We start from the raw sequence: 18,301 nt of genomic DNA, 5'->3' as shown, positions 1-18,301 counted from the left end.
CGGAGATATCAATGCTGCTAATTACTAACCATATTGGTTATGAATCCCTTGGGCCTAAGCAGGCTGTTTTGATGACAAAAAAGACGCGCCAGTCCACTACCACTGCCTTACTGGTGTGCGCTGATAGTCATCAAACAGTTGCATCTTTGCATGTCCAAAAAGGCAGCAAAGTCGCTAAGTGGCACCAAGGGAATTTTTTCCGCATTGATTTTTCAGATTTCCAAACTCCAGGTAGCTATTACTTACGTTTTGACAATATTCGCTCAGAAGTCTTCGAAATTGGTCAAGGCGTGCTGATGCAGCAGACCTTCTCCGATGTACTGCATTATTTCAAATCTCAGCGCTGCGGCGGTATTTTTGATAAACAAGATAAGCAAGCTCGTATTCTTGGCAGCGATGAAACCATCGACGCTCATGGCGGTTGGTACGATGCATCTGGTGATGTAAGTAAGTACTTAAGCCACTTATCTTACGCCAACTATTTCAACCCACAGCAAACACCTATGGTGGTTTGGAACATGCTCAAAGGGCTTGAGTTGGTGGGTGACAATGAAAAGTTTGCCCAATATTCAAGTGTGCGCTTAGCTGAAGAAGCCTTATTTGGCGCAGACTTCTTAATGAGAATGCAAAGCCCACAGGGTTTCTTCTACATGACCGTGTTTGATAAATGGTCTAAAGATATCAATCAACGCGAAATCTGTGCTTATGCGACCCAACAAGGTCATAAGTCAGAGGATTACCAAGCAGGCTTTAGACAAGGTGGCGGTGTGTCGATTGCTGCACTTGCTGCCGCTGCTCGTCTTAACGTTGAGGGTGATTACACCGCTCAAGAATACTTACAAGCGGCAGAAAAAGGCTATTGGCACCTTAAAGAAATGAACAGCCAGTATCTCAATGATGGTGAAGAGAACATCATTGATGAGTACTGCGCATTATTAGCGACTGTCGAGCTGTATCGCTCCACTCAAAATAATGATTTTCTTGCTGAAAGCCGCATTTGGGCACAGCGCCTTGCTGAGCGTCAAATGTCAGATGACAACTTCAACCACTATTGGTCTGCAAACCAAGATGGCACTCGCCCTTATTTTCACGCAGCAGAAGCTGGCTTACCTGTGATTGCGTTGTGCGAATACCTTGCGTTTGAAAATGATCCAACCTTAAAACAAGGCATTGAAAAAATCGTCGCACAAGCGATCGACTTTGAACTGACTATTTCTCACCAAGTGGCGAATCCATTTGGTTACCCGCGCCAATATGTTAAACCAGTCAATGACGGTAAACGTGCCGCATTCTTCGTCGCTCACGACAATGAAACCGGTTATTGGTGGCAAGGCGAAAATGCGCGCTTGGGCTCTCTAGCAACCATGGCTTTCTTAGCGAAAAACTACGCGAAAGATTCGGCGCAGAAACAACAATTAATTGAATTTGCCCAAAACGCCCTTAACTGGGTCGTCGGTCAAAACCCATATAACATGTGTATGCTCGATGGCTACGGCCACAATAATCCTGATTACTTACCGCATTTAGGCTTCTTTAACGCCAAAGGTGGGGTTTGCAATGGGATTACAGCCGGTTTTGAGGATGAAGAAGATATCGCCTTTAATCCAGCCAAACAAAAAGATGATATGTTGCAAAACTGGCGATGGGGCGAGCAATGGATTCCTCACGGAGCGTGGTATTTACTCGCGATCATCTGTCAATTTGACCATTTTGACAGCATAGAGGATAAGTAACATGACCTTATACCATGTGGGTATTGATGGCGGTGGCACTTCTTGCCGCGCTCGAATTCGCGATGAAAAGAAGACATTAGTTGGTGAAGCTAAAAGCGGCAGTGCCAACATCATGCTTGGTACCGAGATTGCTATGGCTTCTATCATCGAAGCAATCACACTAGCCGCAGAACAAGGCGGTCTCAGTGAGCGGGATTTCGCCCATATGCACGTAGGTTTGGCTTTGGCCGGCGCTGAGCATAAAGCTTCATGGCAACAATTTATGGCGCAATCACACCCATTTGCTTCACTGACACTCAATACCGACGCTTATGGCGCGTGCATTGGTGCTCATAATGGTGATGACGGTGCCATCATGATTGGCGGTACCGGTTCATGTGGCATCTTTCTTAAAGGCGGCCAGCAACATGTGGTTGGTGGTCGTGAGTTTCCAATTTCAGATCAAGGTGGTGGCGCCGTTATGGGCCTTCGTCTTATTCAGCAAGTGCTATTGGCCTACGATGGCATTATCGAGTCAACCCCACTTGCAAAGCACGTTTTGAACCACTTCAACAACGATGTTGATGCGATTGTTGAATGGTCAAAAGGAGCAATACCAAAAGACTACGGTCAATTTTCTCCAGCAATTTTTGAGCATGCCTATCAAGGTGACCCTCTCGCTATGTCAATGCTGAAGCAAACTGCAGCGGATATTGAGATGTACCTCATTGCATTAAACAAGCAAGGCGCTACACGTATTTGCTTAATGGGTAGCATTGCAGAACGTATTCAAGATTGGCTTTCTCCACCTGTTCAACAGTGGATTGTCGCACCTCAATTCGACGCAATTGAAGGGGCAATTATGTTTGCTGGCAAGCCAGAGCATAATCTGTATTAAGGATTTGTAGATATGAGCTATCGCGTTGACCTTACCGTTCTTGCCGAGCAGAAACAATTTTGCCGCTTTGGTCTAACGTTACACAATCTTTCAGACCAAGATCTGGTGGATTGGAAATTGCAATTTATTATCGACCGCTACATTTTGCCGGACAGCTTTACTCACGGCGAAATTAAGCAAATTGGTAGTTTTTGTACGGTGACACCTGAAGTCAGCGTGCTAGCGGCTAATGCTCACTATTACTGTGAATTTAGCATTAACACTGCACCGCTTCGCTTCTACACCGACGGATTCAAAGATGCCTTGCTGGTGGAACAAGATGGCAAAGTATCATACCCGGTTAGTGTTACGCCGCTCGCTTTGGCCTCGCCTTATCGCGACCGCAGCTCAGTGCCGAACGTCGAAGCCAGTAAACTTGCTCTGATCCCAAAACCAAACAAAGTGGTTCAGATGGAAGGGCACTATTTGCTGTCACCAAGCAGCCAAATTACATTGCAAGCCAACCTTGCAGAAAAGGCGGCTACTTGGCTGCAGGTTGAACTCGACTCTTTGTACAGTTTTAAAACCAACCCTATTGGTCATAGCGATATCTTGTTCCGCAATAATCCGACTTTAGATGAAGGCGAGTACATCCTCACATCAAGCAGCACGGGGATTCGCCTTGAAGCCGGTTCTGCCTCAGGTTTTGTTCATGCCAGCGCCACGCTGCTGCAACTGATTGAGCAGACTGGTCAAGCGAACACGCTGAAAGTGCCATATATCAAGATCAATGACACGCCGCGCTTTCGTTATCGCGGCATGATGCTTGATTGCGCTCGTCACTTCCATCCTGTCGAGCGAGTAAAACGCCTGATCAACCATTTAGCGCATTACAAATTTAACCATTTCCATTGGCACCTGACCGATGATGAAGGTTGGCGAATCGAAATTAAGGCCTACCCTGAGTTAACGGAAATTGGCTCAATGCGTGGCCCTGGCACTGCATTGGAACCACAATTCAGTACTCTTAATGACGTGCATGGTGGCTTTTACAGCCAAGATGAAATTCGTGATGTCGTCGCTTATGCCGCCGAACGTGGTATCACCGTTATTCCTGAAATTGATATTCCAGGGCACTGTCGTGCGGCATTGAAAGCCTTGCCTCATCTACTTAGAGATGAACAAGACCAATCTCAATATCGTAGTATTCAACACTATAACGACAACGTACTCTCTCCAGCTCTGCCTGGTACTTATGAATTCCTCGATACTGTACTGACAGAAGTTGCTGAGCTTTTCCCATCCCCGTGGATTCATATCGGTGCAGATGAAGTACCCGATGGCGTGTGGGTAAATAGCCCAAGCTGCCGTTTACTCATGGAAAACCATGGCTACCAAAGTAGTAAAGAGTTGCAAGGCCACTTACTGCGCTATGCAGAAAAACGCCTACAAACCCTGGGCAAGCGTATGGTCGGCTGGGAAGAAGCACAGCACGGAAACAAAGTCAGCAAAGACACCATTATTTATTCATGGTTAAGCGAAGAGGCAGCTCTCAACTGTGCCAGCCAAGGCTTTGATGTCATTTTGCAACCAGCGCAATACACCTATTTAGATATGACTCAAGACTACTCTCCCGATGAACCGGGCGTGGATTGGGCAAGCACAATTCCGTTAGAAAGTGCGTACCGTTATGAACCGCTAAAAGAAGTACCGGATAGTGACCCGATCCGTAAGCGTATCTTAGGTATTCAATGTGCTTTGTGGTGTGAAATTATTACCCATCAACAGCGCATGGATTACATGATTTTCCCGCGCTTAACCGCGATGGCAGAAGCCTGCTGGACGGATAAGCCACAACGCAACTGGCAAGACTATTTATCCCGTTTGAAAGGTCATTTACCCCTACTAGATAAACAGGGTGTGGAATACCGTCAACCGTGGAAATAAAAATAACAAGCTAACACATAACAATGTTAGTTGTTTTCTCTAGCTTAAAATTTTAACCACCTAAGAGTGGCTCTTGGTAAAAAGGAAATTAAGATGAAATACGGCTATTTCGATAACGACAATCGCGAATATGTCATTACTCGCCCTGACGTGCCTGCACCATGGACGAACTACCTAGGTACAGAAAAATTCTGTACTGTTATCTCACACAATGCTGGCGGTTATTCTTTCTACAACTCTCCAGAGTACAACCGTGTGACAAAATTCCGTCCAAACGCGACATTTGATCGCCCAGGACACTACGTTTACTTGCGTGATGATGAGACTGGCGATTACTGGTCAATCTCATGGCAACCAGTAGCGAAGAGCTTGGACGAAGCGAGCTACGAAGTTCGTCACGGCCTGTCTTACTCGAAATTCAAGTGTGATTACAACGGCATTGAAGCAACTAAAACGCTATTCGTTCCTAAAGGCGAAGATGCTGAAGTTTGGGATGTTGTGATCAAAAACACGTCAGATAAGCCACGTACTATCAGTGCTTTCTCTTTTGTTGAATTCTCTTTCAGCCATATCCAATCTGACAACCAAAACCACCAGATGTCTCTGTACTCTGCGGGTACGTCTTACAACGATGGCGTGATCGAATACGATCTTTACTACAACACTAACGATTTCGAAGGTTTCTACTACCTAGCGTCAACGTTTGATCCAGATTCATACGATGGTCAACGTGACAGCTTCCTTGGCGCATACCGCGATGAAGCAAACCCACTAGCGGTAGAGCAAGGCAAGTGTTTCAACACTGCGCAAACTTGTTACAACCACTGTGGTTCTCTACATAAACAATTTGTTATTCAACCTGGCCAAGAAGTTCGCTTCGCTTACATCCTTGGTATCGGTAAAGGCAATGGTGAGCGTCTACGTACCAAATACCAAAACCTTGCTGAAGTAGATAACGCATTCGCTGGCATCAAAGCACACTGGGATGAGCGTTGTGCGAAATTCCAAGTGAAATCGCCTAACGAAGGTCTAGATACCATGATCAACGCATGGACTCTATACCAAGCTGAAACGTGTGTAGTTTGGTCTCGCTTTGCTTCGTTCATCGAAGTGGGCGGCCGTACTGGTTTGGGTTACCGCGATACGGCGCAAGATGCGATCTCTGTGCCACACGCAAACCCAGCGATGACGCGTAAGCGTCTGGTTGACCTACTACGCGGTCAAGTAAAAGCCGGTTACGGTCTGCACCTATTTGATCCTGATTGGTTTGATCCAGAGAAAGCGGATGTTGAACCATCTAAATCACCAACGGTTGTCCCTACCCCATCAGATGATGACAAGATCCACGGTATCGAAGATACCTGTTCTGATGACCACCTATGGTTAGTTCCGACTATCTGTAAGTACGTGATGGAAACCGGCGAGCACAGCTTCTTCAATGAAATGATCCCTTACGCAGATGGCGGCGTTGCTACTGTTTACGATCACATGAAAGCGGCACTGGACTTCTCTGCAGAATACGTTGGTCAAACGGGTATCTGTAAAGGCCTACGTGCAGACTGGAACGACTGTCTAAACCTAGGCGGTGGTGAGTCTTCAATGGTGTCATTCCTACACTTCTGGGCACTACAAGAGTTTATTGACCTAGCGAAATTCCTAGGCAAAGAAGAAGATGTCGAGAAGTACACCATCATGGCGGCTAACGTTCGTGAAGCGTGTGAAACACACCTGTGGGATAACGAAGGTGGCTGGTACATTCGCGGTCTAACTAAGAATGGCGACAAGATCGGTACTGCGCAACAAGCGGAAGGCCGTGTACACCTTGAGTCAAACACGCTAGCAGTACTATCTGGTGCGGTTTCTCAAGAGCGCGGTGAAAAAGCGATGGATGCAGTTGATGAGAACCTATTCTCTGAATACGGTCTACACCTAAACTCACCATCATTTGCAACGCCAAATGATGACATCGGTTTTGTGACTCGCGTTTACCAAGGCGTGAAAGAGAATGGCGCTATCTTCTCGCATCCAAACCCATGGGCATGGGTTGCGGAAGCAAAACTAGGTCGTGGTGACCGTGCAATGAAGTTCTACGATGCACTAAACCCATACAACCAAAACGACATGATTGAAAAACGTTATGCAGAACCATACTCATACGTTCAGTTCATCATGGGTCGTGACCACCAAGACCATGGTCGTGCAAACCACCCATGGCTAACTGGTACGTCAGGTTGGGCTTACTTCGCTGTGACTAACTTTATTCTTGGTGTTCGTACCGGTTTTGATGGTCTAACTATCGATCCATGTATCCCAACTAACTGGCCTGGATTTGAAGTGACTCGTCAATGGCTAGGTGCAACGTACAACATCCAAGTTGTTAACCCAGATTCAGTCAGCAAAGGCGTGAAATCTATTACGCTAAATGGCGAGCAAATCACGGGTACTGCTGTACCGGTTCAAGCGGAAGGCTCAGTAAACGAAGTTATCGTAACACTAGGCTAATCTGATGGGCAGCAGTCACGCTGCTGCCCTCTTTCCTAAGGAATATCCCATGATCCAATTTGGTACAGGCGGCTGGCGCGCCTTCATTGGTGAAGAATTTACCAAAGACAACGTTCGTCTTGTTGCCCAAGCACTCTCTAATATTATTAACGATGAAAACGTCGCTGAACGCGGTTTTATCATCGGTTATGACCGTCGTTTCTTGTCTGACAAAGCTGCATGTTGGTTCTCTGAAGTTCTTGCAGCTAACAACATTAAAGTCAGCTTCATCGACAAGTTTGTTCCAACCCCTATCGTGATGTTTGAAGCAAAAGAGCGCAACTGTGCTTACTCTGCTTGCATTACCGCTTCGCACAACCCTGCTGACTACAATGGGATTAAAATTTTCATTGAAGGTGGCCGTGATGCAGATGAAGTCATCACACAAAAAGTGGAACAGCAGATTGCGACTCTAACCGCTGAACAAGTGAAAAGTGTCGATTTTGAACAAGCGCTGGCTGACCAACTGGTTGAAATCATCAACCCAATGAACGCCTTTGTCGATTCAATCATTAACTTCATCGACATCGAAGCGATCAAAAAAGCCAATCTACGCGTACTGATCGATCCTATGTTTGGCGTGGCGAAAAATGCCCTACAAACGGTTTTGATCAATGGCCGCTGTGAAGTCGACGTAATCAATGACGGTAAGAACCCAGACTTTGGTGGCTTGATGCCATCACCAAGTGCGGCAACGCTTTATCGTCTGATGCACATCGTCGCTCATGAAGGCTACGACATTGGTATCGGTACCGATGGGGATGCTGACCGTCTGGGTATCATCGATGAAAAAGGTCACTTTATTCATCCAAATGAAGTGCTGATGCTGCTTTACTACTACATGCTTGAGTACAAAGGCTGGAAAGGTTCTGTAGTACGTAACATCGCGACCACGCATATCTTGGACAAGATTGCCGCAGATCACGGCGAGAAGAGCTTTGAGGTTCCAGTAGGCTTTAAACACATCAGCTCACAAATGGAAGCCGATGATTCGCTTATCGGTGGTGAAAGTTCAGGCGGCCTGACCATTCGTGGTCACATCAAAGGCAAAGATGGCGTATTCGCCTCAAGCCTGTTGGTTGAGATGATCTCTGTTACGGGTAAGAAGATTTCCGAGCTGCTCGATGAGATCTACTCGAAATACGGCTACGCCTATACCGCGGAAGGTGATTGCAAATTTAGACCGGCACACAGAGATGCGCTTTACAGCAAAATTTACGTCGACAAACAACTTCCTGAATTCGATTTTGATATCGAAAAAGTCAGCTATGAAGACGGTGCGAAAGTGTACTTTAAGAATGGCGGCTGGGTTATCGCTCGCTTCTCTGGTACCGAACCACTACTGCGTATCTTTGCTGAAATGGCAGACAAAGAGACCGCTGAACGTGTGGTGCAGCAGGTAAAAGAGTTCTTGCAACTGTAAGATTTTACCAAGCTCCTCATACCCTATAGGTGAGAGCATTGCCCGGCATTAGCCGGGCTTTTTTATCGCTAAAATTTTTAATGTAGTAATCCCTTATTACCACCAATTGTAAATGAGTTGTTAAGTTAATTACTCAATCACAAACAAGGGATAACTCCACATGGCCAAAGTACTGATCATTGCCGGCGATTTTGTTGAAGATTACGAGCTCATGGTGCCGTTTCAAGCGCTACAAATGTTAGGACATGATGTTGATGTCGTCTGCCCCAACAAAATTTCAGGCGAACAAATTAAAACCGCGATTCATGACTTTGAAGGTGACCAAACTTACACAGAAAAAGTCGGCCATAATTTCACTCTCAATCAAAGCTTCCAAAGCGTACATTCAACTCAGTACGATGCACTATTGATCCCCGGTGGCCGCGCCCCTGAGTATTTAAGGCTCAATCCAGAGGTGCTCGTCTTAGTTCAAGCTTTCTACCAAGACAATAAGCCGATCGCGGCGATTTGCCACGGTGCACAACTACTCACCGCTGCAAACATTATTGAAGGACAACAGATTTCAGCTTACCCAGCCTGTCAGCCAGAAGTTGAGCTTGCAGGAGCGACATATGTTGAACTCGAGATGGATCAGGCTATCACCTCCGGGCAATTTATTACGGCACCAGCATGGCCTGCTCATCCCGCATGGCTGGCACAATTCAACCAACAACTCACTTAATTCAAAATTGGTTTTGTCACTCGGTTAGACCAAAGGAGTACTGTGATTTTCTGCCAAACCATTATGCTGATCTTTCCGAATCAAAAGGAGCGCTTAAGATGTGTGAGATATACTCCGGCGCCGAAGTGGAATTGTTCGCGCTAAAATCAAAATCGGTTCGAATTGATGGAGTGGTAACCAGTGTTCGACTGGAAGCGGTTTTTTGGAAAGTCATCGATGACATTGCCGCCGAAGCCAATATTAGTGTGGCTGAGTTTCTAACGCGTATTTACAACGAAGTGATAGAAAAAAGAGGTGAAGTGGGTAACTTTACCTCTTTATTACGCGTCGCTTGTACAACCTATCTTAATGGCGGGCAACGCATTCAGTTAAATCATGCTTAAAACGCCAGAATACCCTGAGTTTCAACTTTGACAGAGACTGCCTGCCCGATCTCAAGCGGTTCTGACGAACTGGCAAGCAAGCGATGGCCATTGGCATTAATGACGTAACGACAATGATCCCCCATAAATTGCTGCTCAGTCACGACCACACTGCTCTCTTCCACCGCACTAATTTGGATATACTGCGGGCGGAGCAATAATTCACATTGTGCCGACAACTCAATCGGCTGCTGCGCCGTGGCTTCAATGACACCAAGTTCAGTATCAAACTCATATTCTGACAACCGTTTTGCCGCGATGTAGCTGCCGCCACCAAGAAAATCAGCAACAAACTTGCTTGAAGGTTGGTAGTAAAGTTCGGTTGCCGTACCATATTGCTCAATCACACCGTGGTTCATCACCGCCATTTTATCGGCGAATGCAAATGCTTCTTCACGGCTATGAGTAACAAAAATAGCCGTCACCCCTTGTTGCTTAAAGATCTTGCGAATTTCACCAATCAATTCGTGACGAACTTGAGTATCGATATTTGAGAACGGTTCATCTAACAACAATAAGTCTGGGTTGTAGGCCAATGAACGAGCAATCGCAACACGCTGCTGTTGACCACCAGAAAGCTGGTGCGGGTAACGCTCGCCAAAGCCAGTTAAATGTACCAACTCCAACATTTCTGCCACCACATGACGTTTCTCATCACCGCTCAAATCACTCAAACCGAAAGCGACATTCTGCTCCACCGTTAAATGAGGAAAAAGAGCATAATCTTGGAAAATCATGCCGATATTACGTTGCTCTGGCGGTAACCAGTTTTCACCATCATCAATCGTCATGCAATTAAGCGTCATAGAGCCTGAACTCAATGGCAACAAACCAGCAATTGCCTTTAGCAAGGTCGTTTTACCGCAGCCACTTGCCCCTAATAAACAGATAATTTCGCCTTGCTCTACTGCCAGAGACAGCTCTTTTAAGATCGTTGTCTGCTCATCGTATTTACAGGTAAGGTTATGAATAGAAAGTGCACAGCTCATCAATGTACCTGCTCTAAAGAACGATTGACCAATACTAGTGGCACAAGGCCAACTAACACTAAAATTACAGCGGGCATTGCAGCCAACTCAAGATGCTCATCCGACGCATAGTTAAATACATACGTCGCCAGAGTTTCGAAATTAAACGGGCGCAATAACAGCGAAGCATTGAGCTCTTTCATCGACTCAATAAACACTAATAAACCGGCAATCAGTGCTCCACGACGAATCAATGGCACATGAACTCGTAACAGCATCGTGTTTGGGTTGCATCCCATGGTACGCGATGCCATATCTAACGATGGTGATACCTTGCTAAGACTGCTCTCAATACTACCAATCGCCACCGCAGAAAAGCGTACAACCAGCGCAAAAATAATCGCAAACATCGAGCCTGAAAAAATCAATCCAGGCCGCCCCCAATCCATCGCTTTGGCCAAATCATTAACGGCATGATCCATAAAGATAACCGGAACCATCACACCAATCGCCAATACCGTGCCGGGAACAGCGTAACCCATAGATGAAAGACGCATAAACGCCAAAGAGGCTCGACTGGCATTTAAACGATGATAGAAGTTCACCACCAATGCGATAAGCACACCAATCACTGCCGCACTTAATGAAACATAAAGACTGTTGAGTGCGTATTGTTGAAATTCAGGTGTCCAGCTTTGGGCAAAATACTTGTAGGCATAGATACACAACTGCCCTAACGGGAAGATAAAGGCGACGGCCACCAAGCCCCAACACCAGATAAGTGCGAGCCATTTTTTCCAACCACGCAGTTCATACCTGAAATCTTCACGGCTGCTAAATTGGCTTTGAAACAGTTTTTGTTTACGGCGGCTGTAGCGCTCTAGCGACAACAACAGAATCACAAATACCAACATAATCACCGAGATTTTTGCTGCAGCCGTTAAACTAGAATAGCCGAGCCAAGTATCGTAAACCGCAGTGGTGAGCGTATTCACAGCAAAGTAACTCACGGTACCAAAATCGCCGATAGTTTCCATAGCCACCAGCGACAAGCCTACCGCTATCGCCGGACGTACTAAAGGCAATGAAATACGAAAGAAGCTTTGCCAAGGAGAACATTTCAATAGACGAGCCGATTGCAGTAACGAGACGTTTTGTTCCATAAACGCGGCGCGACACAGGAGGTAAACGTAAGGATACAGCACCAAAGCAAGGACAATAATCGCACCACCTAAAGTACGAATATCAGGGAACCAATAGTCTCCAGCTTGCCACCCCATCATATCGCGCAATGCAATTTGAATCGGGCCGGCAAAATCAAACCAATCGGTAAAGATATAGCCAACAATATAGGCCGGCATCGCCAGTGGTAGAACGAGCGCCCATTGCAAAATACGCTCGCTTGGCAAACGGCACATCGCCATTAACCATGCAGAAGGAATACCAAAGAGAAGGGAGAGCAGCATCACGCCGATAACCAGCACCACCGTATTATAGGTGTAAGTGGTCATCACTGTAGACATCAAGTGAGAGAAGAGCTGATCTGTTTCGCCAACAGCTGTAAAAAATATCGCTAAGATAGGTAAAACCAGCAGTAGAGCAAGCACCCCACTGCTGGTTTTCCAGAAATAATTATTTTCTTTCATCGCCTAGTCATATCAGGCTGATGAGGTGTAAATACAAATACACCTCATTCCTTTAACACATTGGGTACTGTTATACCCTTAGATGTGATTACAGGTCAAATTTCACTTCATCAAGTAACTTGATAGCTGCTTCATGGTGATCAGCGATTTCATCAAGAGAAATTGGGTCCGCTTTAAATTCTCCCCACGATGCTACTAGCTCAGAAGGTTTAACACCTGGTTTAACTGGGTATTCGTAGTTCACTTCTGCGTACATGTTTTGCGCAACGTCACCCGCTAGGAACTCCATCAGTTTCTGAGCGTTCTCTTTGTTTGGTGCGTATTTCGCCATTGCCATACCAGAGATGTTTACGTGCGTACCGGTGGTTTCTTGGTTAGGGAAGTTGATGTATACCGACTCTGCCCACGCAAGTTGCTCTGGGTCATTAACCATTTTACCTAGGTAGTAGCTGTTACCTAGTGCCACATCACATAGACCTTCTTTGATCGCTTTCACTTGCGCACGATCGTTACCTTGCGGTTTGCGTGCTAGGTTCGCTTTTACGCCTTCCAACCACTCTTTAGTTGCCGCTTCGCCATTCTCAGCAATCATCGCAGAAACCAAAGATACGTTGTAAGGGTGCTTACCGCTACGAGTACAGATTTTGCCTTTGAATTCAGGTTTCACAAGGTCTGCATACGTAAAGTCTTGGCCTAGTTTGCCAACACGATCACGCGAGGAGTAAACGCTACGAGTACGAGTAGTCAGTGCAAACCACTCGTTATCGGTATCTTGGTATTGCGCTGGAATATTTTTTTCAAGAATGTCGCTGTTCACTGGTTGAACTAAGCCTTTCTCTGTTAATTCAGACAAACGGCTGATATCAACGGTTAGAACAACGTCTGCTGGGCTGTACTCACCTTCTTGAGCTAGCTTTTCTGCTAAGCCTTTTTTAGCAAACTTAACGTTTACTTTGATGCCTGTTTCTTTAGTGAACTCGTTGAACATTGGTTCAACTAGGAAAGGTTGACGATAAGAGTATACGTTCACTTCATCAGCAGCCATTGCTGTTGGGGCGATAGTTGCACAAGCTAGTGCAGAAAGTGTGAGCAGCTTTTTCATTCTCAGAAATCCTTTATTTTTATTAAATGATAATGTTTATCAGTTGCGTTATTATAATCATGTACGGTTGGAATACAATTCTTAAACATAAAAAAACCTGCCGATAACGACAGGTTTCTAGTTGGTTAATTTGTAACGCTATATTTCAACACTATTTAAGTGAAACAAACTCCGGGTATGCATCTACACCACAATCATGAACATCCATACCTTCGAGCTCTTCATCTTCGGTCACTCGAATACCGATAGTCGCTTTTAGCACAGCCCATACCACTAAGCTTGCACCAAACACCCAAGCAAAGATAACAAGGGCACCCAGCAACTGAGCACTAAAGGTCGCATCCGCATTGCTCAATGGCACAACCATCAGACCAAAGAAACCACATACGCCGTGCACTGAGATAGCGCCCACTGGATCATCAATTTTAAGCTTATCTAGCGCGACAATACTAAAGACAACAACCACACCAGAGACAGCACCAATCGCTACCGCATACATTGGCGATGGTGATAGTGGGTCAGCCGTAATCGCCACAAGGCCAGCCAACGCACCGTTCAAAATCATCGTCAAATCAGCTTTACCCCAAGTCGTTTTACACACTAGAAGCGCTGCAATCGCACCAGCCGCAGCCGCTGCATTGGTATTAAGGAAAATCTGACCCACCGCGGTCGCATTTTCAAAGTCAGACACCATCAATTGTGAGCCACCGTTGAAACCAAACCAGCCGAACCACAAGATGAATGTACCTAAAGTTGAAAGGGGCATGTTTGAACCTGGAATAGGGTAAATCTCGCCATTTTTGCCGTATTTACCTTTACGAGCACCCAGTAACAATACACCTGCCAACGCTGCTGATGCCCCCGCCATATGCACAATGCCTGAACCTGCAAAGTCACTAAAGCCTGCTTCTGACAAGAAACCGCCACCCCATGTCCAGTACCCCTCTACTGGGTAGATGAATGCTGTTAGCACTACCGAAAAGATCAGGAAAGACCAAAGTTTCATACGTTCAGCTACCGCACCAGATACCACTGACATCGCCGTCGCAACAAATACCACCTGGAAGAAAAAGTCTGATTCTAGTGAATGATCCGCGCCTTCACTTTGAGTACCAATAAGAGCACCAAATGATGGCAACCAACCGCCTGCACTATTATCGACATACATAATATTGTAACCAACGGCCAAGAAAGTCGTACAGGCAATAGCGTATAAACAGATGTTCTTAGTTAAAATTTCCGTGGTGTTTTTTGAACGGACAAGCCCCGCTTCTAACATGGCAAAACCTGCTGCCATCCACATCACTAACGCACCTGAAATAAGAAAGAAAAAAGTGTCGAGGGCGTAGCGTAGTTCACTTACTGTTAATGATAATTCCATGTTCATTCTCCAATCCTTAGTATTACAGGGCTTCTGTGTCCATTTCACCGGTACGAATACGTACTGCTTGGCTCAAGTCATAAACGAAGATTTTGCCATCACCGATCTTACCGGTATGCGCCGCTTTCGTTACTGCCTCAATAACACGATCAACATTCTCTGCTTGAGTGGCGATTTCCAATTTCACTTTCGGCAGAAAATCGACTTGGTATTCTGCTCCGCGATAAAGTTCGGTATGACCTTTCTGACGGCCAAAGCCCTTAACTTCAGAGACGGTCATCCCCTCAATTCCAACATCAGCCAACGCTTCACGCACGTCGTCTAGTTTAAATGGTTTTATAATGGCGTTGATTAGTTTCATTGCTTCCTCTCAAGGTATGCTGTCTTTTATTTCTATAGTCCAAGTTGCATGCCAAGTCTGTAAATTATTGTTTCTTTTAAATAAGCGATAAAAGTAAACAACAAAGCAATTGTTACTGCACCTTAATGGTGCATGGATTCCCGAATATAAAGCAGTTAGCAGCATAAAAACCACATTACTCCCCCTATCGTTGACGTTCGAATCGCCACCATAATCTCCCGCCTCATTCACCATTGGAAAAATCTCTTTTGGCGTGCAGAAAACAAACAGAAACAAACCCATACATCACAATGAGAATCAATACTTGAATAAAGATCACAAAATGAAATAAAAACAAACGCCAAATCATGAAGCTCGCTACAAAATGCCGCTCAACAGAGTAGTTACATCAACGAAATTAATAATTCGCTGGCAATTAATTGGTAAAAAACAAATGATAAAATGTCCTCTGCTGGTTCCCGCAATCAGTCTGATGCTTTTGAGTGCTTCAACTTATGCTTTAAGCAATGATGTTGATCGAGACCTCACCCTAACGGCTACTCCCTCTGGCTGGGGGGAGGATTACCAAAACAAAGAACCTTACATCCTCAACGCTCTCAGCTATGAAAACAACGGTGGTGGCTGGCTTGACGCCGCATTTGATCGCTCGAGTTCATCGCTTTGGCTAAGTGATAAAAAAAATTCCGACCAATTTAAAAATGAAGTGATTGTAGAATTTAACAACACTGAGAATATCGGCAGTTTTTTTTATACCCGTCAGAGAAATCAAACTGGCTCAGCTTTGCATTTCAGTCTTTATGCATCTCAGAGCAATCAAGGTAATAACTTCTCTCTGATGGCGACAGGTTCTGCTGATATTGATGCTCCTCGTGTTGTTTTATTTGAATTTGAACCCTTTGAAGCAAAGCGTATCAAACTTGTTTTTGATGAGGCCATTGGTGATAAAGCTGGAGCTCAAGACTTTGAGTTTTATTCTGTCTCCCCTTTTGACGTTGTCATGAGCTGGTTCACTGACGCGACCATGTCTGCACTCAAAGAAAACACACTCACTCTTGAAGATATTTTACTTATTGAGCAAAAAATCGTCGCTCTTCCCGATCTAGAGTCATGGGAACAAGGCTACGATAAACATGAATTCTTGCTTTATATTGAGATCGCAAAACAGCTTGTTGTGGCACCAGACAGTTTGAGCACCGATGTAATCGAACTCAATAAAGGGCAAGACCGCATCGAGTTTAATGACCGCAACGGCATGCACTTCTCTCATAATTACCAAATCACGGGCGTCGCGGCGGCGGCTGGCGATGAGATTCATGTTTTTGTTGAGAACCCTGAATCGAAGTTCGATACAAATCGTGATGTTGAATTAGTGTTTACTCAATACGCTCCAAAACTCACACCTGAAACAGAATGGAATCAAACCGTACGCTTGAACCACGGTTACAATAAAATCGAAGTTCCGTTCTTAACGGGTGGCTCGATGCAAACTCAAATTCGTCGTGGTGGTCCAATTTACTACCAATATGCGAACCCTCAACAAGGTTCAGGAGCCAAAATCCGTATCGCTGGTGGCCAAGATTATCCGGTGATTAGAGGTAGTGATGATGATGCTGATGTACGCAACCTAGTTGACGGCTATTACCAGGATTATCTCAATGACCGCTCCACGATTGGCGTAATCGATATTGTGACTGATAATATTATTCACACAGAAACGATTGGGCTGGCGCACAAAGCATTTAACCAAGATGGCGTATCATCAAGTCGCACTATTGAAAAATGGAATGACATGACACGCGAGCTACTCGCTATGTTTGATATCGCTGATTCATCAATGATGATGACTCATATGATCAAAAATAGTGATAATAATGGCTCTGCATCGGCCAGCCCTGGATTTACACAATATCCGGTTGTTTCTTGGTCTCCATTCTTATACGCCTATCAGAACCCAGGACGAGAGACATTTTCAATTTATTTGCATGAAATGGCGCATCAACTTGAGCATTCAATGTTACGCCCGCTATACCACATCTCAACCAACGTGCCTGATCATGTGCTCACCTATAAACACTCTGGCCAAGACAATTTTGCGCGCTATGTGAATAACTTAAACTACAATCGTGCCTATGATAAAGCGTTCGAAGACATCTTTAATCAAGTGCCTTTTGACAAGATGCCTGAAACCGTTAAAACCTTAATGTTAGTTCAGCTCGAGTTGTTTAAACCTGGTTTATGGCAAGAACTGCACCGCTCTTTACGTGCATTTGATGACTCAAGCAGCCATGACAACTATCGTGAATACCTGGTCAGTGAAACCTCAAAAATCATTGGTTTGGATATGAGTGAGCATTTCAAACGCTATGGATTTATTGCGGACGATGTGATCATTCATGACATTGGCCACTTGGAGCCAGTCGCGCTGCCGACATGGTATGCCACAGTTCGTGGAACGTTTGACTACCAAGGCGACGGTTTTACTGGTACTAACAATGCGAAAATCACTTCTATATCAGGCAATACCCTGACTTTAACAGTGAGTGATGAACAAGAAGAGCACCTACTCGGTTATGAAATTTATCGCGATGGTCAATTGGTTGGCTTTACAGACACCAACACCTTTAAAGATAAGAAAGTAAGCCAGAGCAGCCAGTATCAATACTCAGTAAAAGCGGTGGATCGCTCGCTACAAAAGCACAATCCGTCGAATGAGAAGCCAACATTGAAGGGGTTTGCGTCAACCAACGTTTTGCTTTCAAGCCAATTCAATCACGCCGATCATGTCACCGCGATCGACACGGAAGATGGCGACATCACTGATATGATTGACGTAGAAGGAAGCATTGATACCAATAAAGAAGGCTATTCTAGCGTGACTTATCAAGTAACCGATAGCGATGGTAACTATGCAGAAATGACTCAAGCGGTTTTTGTGATCACCGCAAGTGATATTGCCGATGTTGCAAACATCGATAAGCTGGCGCAATTAACCCAACAAGCTATCGAGCAAGCGAAATCGGGCCAAGGTCAATGTGATGATTACAGCTGGCAAGATTTACAAGACATGACTCAGATGGGAATTGAAGTTACGACAATGGCACTACCAAGCCGCCAAGAAGCATTTTCGACGACCTTAATGCTAGAAAGCGCTCTCGAAAACTATCGACAATGTCACTAACCCATCATTTGTTATACGGCCA

13 protein-coding genes are annotated in these 18,301 nt (G+C 45.2%); 8 read left to right on the top strand and 5 right to left on the bottom strand.

Translation table 11 applies throughout. The annotated features are described in order from the left end of the window. Positions 1-11 precede the first annotated feature (11 nt). From RH85_RS16670 to RH85_RS16640, 7 genes are all read left to right on the top strand, one after another. A complete protein-coding gene (locus tag RH85_RS16670) occupies positions 12-1,733 on the top strand; it encodes a glycoside hydrolase family 9 protein (protein WP_006713875.1) in 1,722 nt (573 codons plus the stop codon). A gap of 1 nt (position 1,734) precedes the next feature. Next, positions 1,735-2,610, top strand: coding sequence for a glucosamine kinase nucleotide-binding domain-containing protein (locus RH85_RS16665; protein WP_006713874.1), 876 nt, complete (start codon positions 1,735-1,737; stop codon positions 2,608-2,610). Between the two features lie 12 nt (positions 2,611-2,622). Beyond that, a complete protein-coding gene (locus RH85_RS16660) occupies positions 2,623-4,536 on the top strand; it encodes a beta-N-acetylhexosaminidase (protein ID WP_006713873.1) in 1,914 nt (637 codons plus the stop codon). 93 nt (positions 4,537-4,629) lie between these two features. Beyond that, a complete protein-coding gene (locus RH85_RS16655) occupies positions 4,630-7,038 on the top strand; it encodes a glycoside hydrolase family 94 protein (RefSeq protein ID WP_006713872.1) in 2,409 nt (802 codons plus the stop codon). Between the two features lie 49 nt (positions 7,039-7,087). After that, positions 7,088-8,500 carry a phosphoglucomutase/phosphomannomutase family protein gene (locus RH85_RS16650; RefSeq protein ID WP_006713871.1) on the top strand — a complete coding sequence of 471 codons (1,413 nt, stop codon included), beginning with the start codon at positions 7,088-7,090 and terminating at the stop codon, positions 8,498-8,500. A gap of 160 nt (positions 8,501-8,660) precedes the next feature. Then, positions 8,661-9,221: a DJ-1/PfpI family protein gene (locus tag RH85_RS16645; RefSeq protein WP_006713870.1), complete on the top strand. Its 561-nt coding sequence runs from the start codon at positions 8,661-8,663 to the stop codon at positions 9,219-9,221. Positions 9,222-9,319: 98 nt separating this feature from the next. Beyond that, positions 9,320-9,604, top strand: a complete 285-nt coding sequence (locus tag RH85_RS16640) for a ribbon-helix-helix domain-containing protein (RefSeq protein ID WP_006713869.1) — start codon at positions 9,320-9,322, stop codon at positions 9,602-9,604. Here the strand turns inward: RH85_RS16640 and RH85_RS16635 are convergent. The 5 genes from RH85_RS16635 to RH85_RS16615 all read right to left on the bottom strand — a co-directional run bounded on the left by RH85_RS16635 (position 9,601) and on the right by RH85_RS16615 (position 15,101). Continuing rightward, positions 9,601-10,632 carry an ABC transporter ATP-binding protein gene (locus tag RH85_RS16635; RefSeq protein ID WP_006713868.1) on the bottom strand — a complete coding sequence of 344 codons (1,032 nt, stop codon included), beginning with the start codon at positions 10,630-10,632 and terminating at the stop codon, positions 9,601-9,603. The two genes, RH85_RS16640 and RH85_RS16635, sit on opposite strands and share 4 nt — an antisense overlap. Next, complete coding sequence (locus RH85_RS16630; RefSeq protein ID WP_006713867.1) at positions 10,632-12,257, bottom strand: ABC transporter permease; 1,626 nt, start codon at positions 12,255-12,257, stop codon at positions 10,632-10,634. The genes RH85_RS16635 and RH85_RS16630 overlap by 1 nt, the downstream gene beginning before the upstream one ends. A gap of 88 nt (positions 12,258-12,345) precedes the next feature. After that, positions 12,346-13,359 (bottom strand): Fe(3+) ABC transporter substrate-binding protein, encoded by a 1,014-nt coding sequence (locus RH85_RS16625; protein WP_006713866.1) that lies wholly within the window; start codon positions 13,357-13,359, stop codon positions 12,346-12,348. Between the two features lie 151 nt (positions 13,360-13,510). Next, the gene (locus tag RH85_RS16620; protein ID WP_006713865.1) at positions 13,511-14,740 is read right to left on the bottom strand and encodes an ammonium transporter; all 1,230 of its coding nucleotides are present in this window, start codon (positions 14,738-14,740) and stop codon (positions 13,511-13,513) included. A 22-nt stretch (positions 14,741-14,762) separates the two neighbouring features. Continuing rightward, complete coding sequence (locus RH85_RS16615) at positions 14,763-15,101, bottom strand: P-II family nitrogen regulator (RefSeq protein WP_006713864.1); 339 nt, start codon at positions 15,099-15,101, stop codon at positions 14,763-14,765. Between the two features lie 433 nt (positions 15,102-15,534). Between RH85_RS16615 and RH85_RS16605 the strand changes: the two genes are divergently transcribed. Further along, on the top strand, positions 15,535-18,279 hold the full coding sequence (locus RH85_RS16605; RefSeq protein WP_160162465.1) for an immunoglobulin-like domain-containing protein: 2,745 nt from the start codon (positions 15,535-15,537) through the stop codon (positions 18,277-18,279). The last annotated feature ends 22 nt before the right edge of the window (positions 18,280-18,301 follow it).

The sequence above is a fragment of the Vibrio ichthyoenteri ATCC 700023 genome (assembly GCF_000222605.1).
In the GTDB taxonomy this organism is placed as follows: domain Bacteria; phylum Pseudomonadota; class Gammaproteobacteria; order Enterobacterales; family Vibrionaceae; genus Vibrio; species Vibrio ichthyoenteri.
This window is presented reverse-complemented; position numbering and strand designations above follow the sequence as displayed.

Coding starts and splice junctions, on each gene's coding strand:
- RH85_RS16625 (WP_006713866.1), bottom strand. CDS start 13,359: ATGAAAAAGCTGCTCACACTTTCTGCACTAGCTTGTGCAACTATCGCC.
- RH85_RS16650 (WP_006713871.1), top strand. CDS start 7,088: ATGATCCAATTTGGTACAGGCGGCTGGCGCGCCTTCATTGGTGAAGAA.
- RH85_RS16635 (WP_006713868.1), bottom strand. CDS start 10,632: ATGAGCTGTGCACTTTCTATTCATAACCTTACCTGTAAATACGATGAG.
- RH85_RS16615 (WP_006713864.1), bottom strand. CDS start 15,101: ATGAAACTAATCAACGCCATTATAAAACCATTTAAACTAGACGACGTG.
- RH85_RS16605 (WP_160162465.1), top strand. CDS start 15,535: ATGATAAAATGTCCTCTGCTGGTTCCCGCAATCAGTCTGATGCTTTTG.
- RH85_RS16655 (WP_006713872.1), top strand. CDS start 4,630: ATGAAATACGGCTATTTCGATAACGACAATCGCGAATATGTCATTACT.
- RH85_RS16620 (WP_006713865.1), bottom strand. CDS start 14,740: ATGGAATTATCATTAACAGTAAGTGAACTACGCTACGCCCTCGACACT.
- RH85_RS16645 (WP_006713870.1), top strand. CDS start 8,661: ATGGCCAAAGTACTGATCATTGCCGGCGATTTTGTTGAAGATTACGAG.
- RH85_RS16660 (WP_006713873.1), top strand. CDS start 2,623: ATGAGCTATCGCGTTGACCTTACCGTTCTTGCCGAGCAGAAACAATTT.
- RH85_RS16665 (WP_006713874.1), top strand. CDS start 1,735: ATGACCTTATACCATGTGGGTATTGATGGCGGTGGCACTTCTTGCCGC.
- RH85_RS16630 (WP_006713867.1), bottom strand. CDS start 12,257: ATGAAAGAAAATAATTATTTCTGGAAAACCAGCAGTGGGGTGCTTGCT.
- RH85_RS16670 (WP_006713875.1), top strand. CDS start 12: ATGCTGCTAATTACTAACCATATTGGTTATGAATCCCTTGGGCCTAAG.
- RH85_RS16640 (WP_006713869.1), top strand. CDS start 9,320: ATGTGTGAGATATACTCCGGCGCCGAAGTGGAATTGTTCGCGCTAAAA.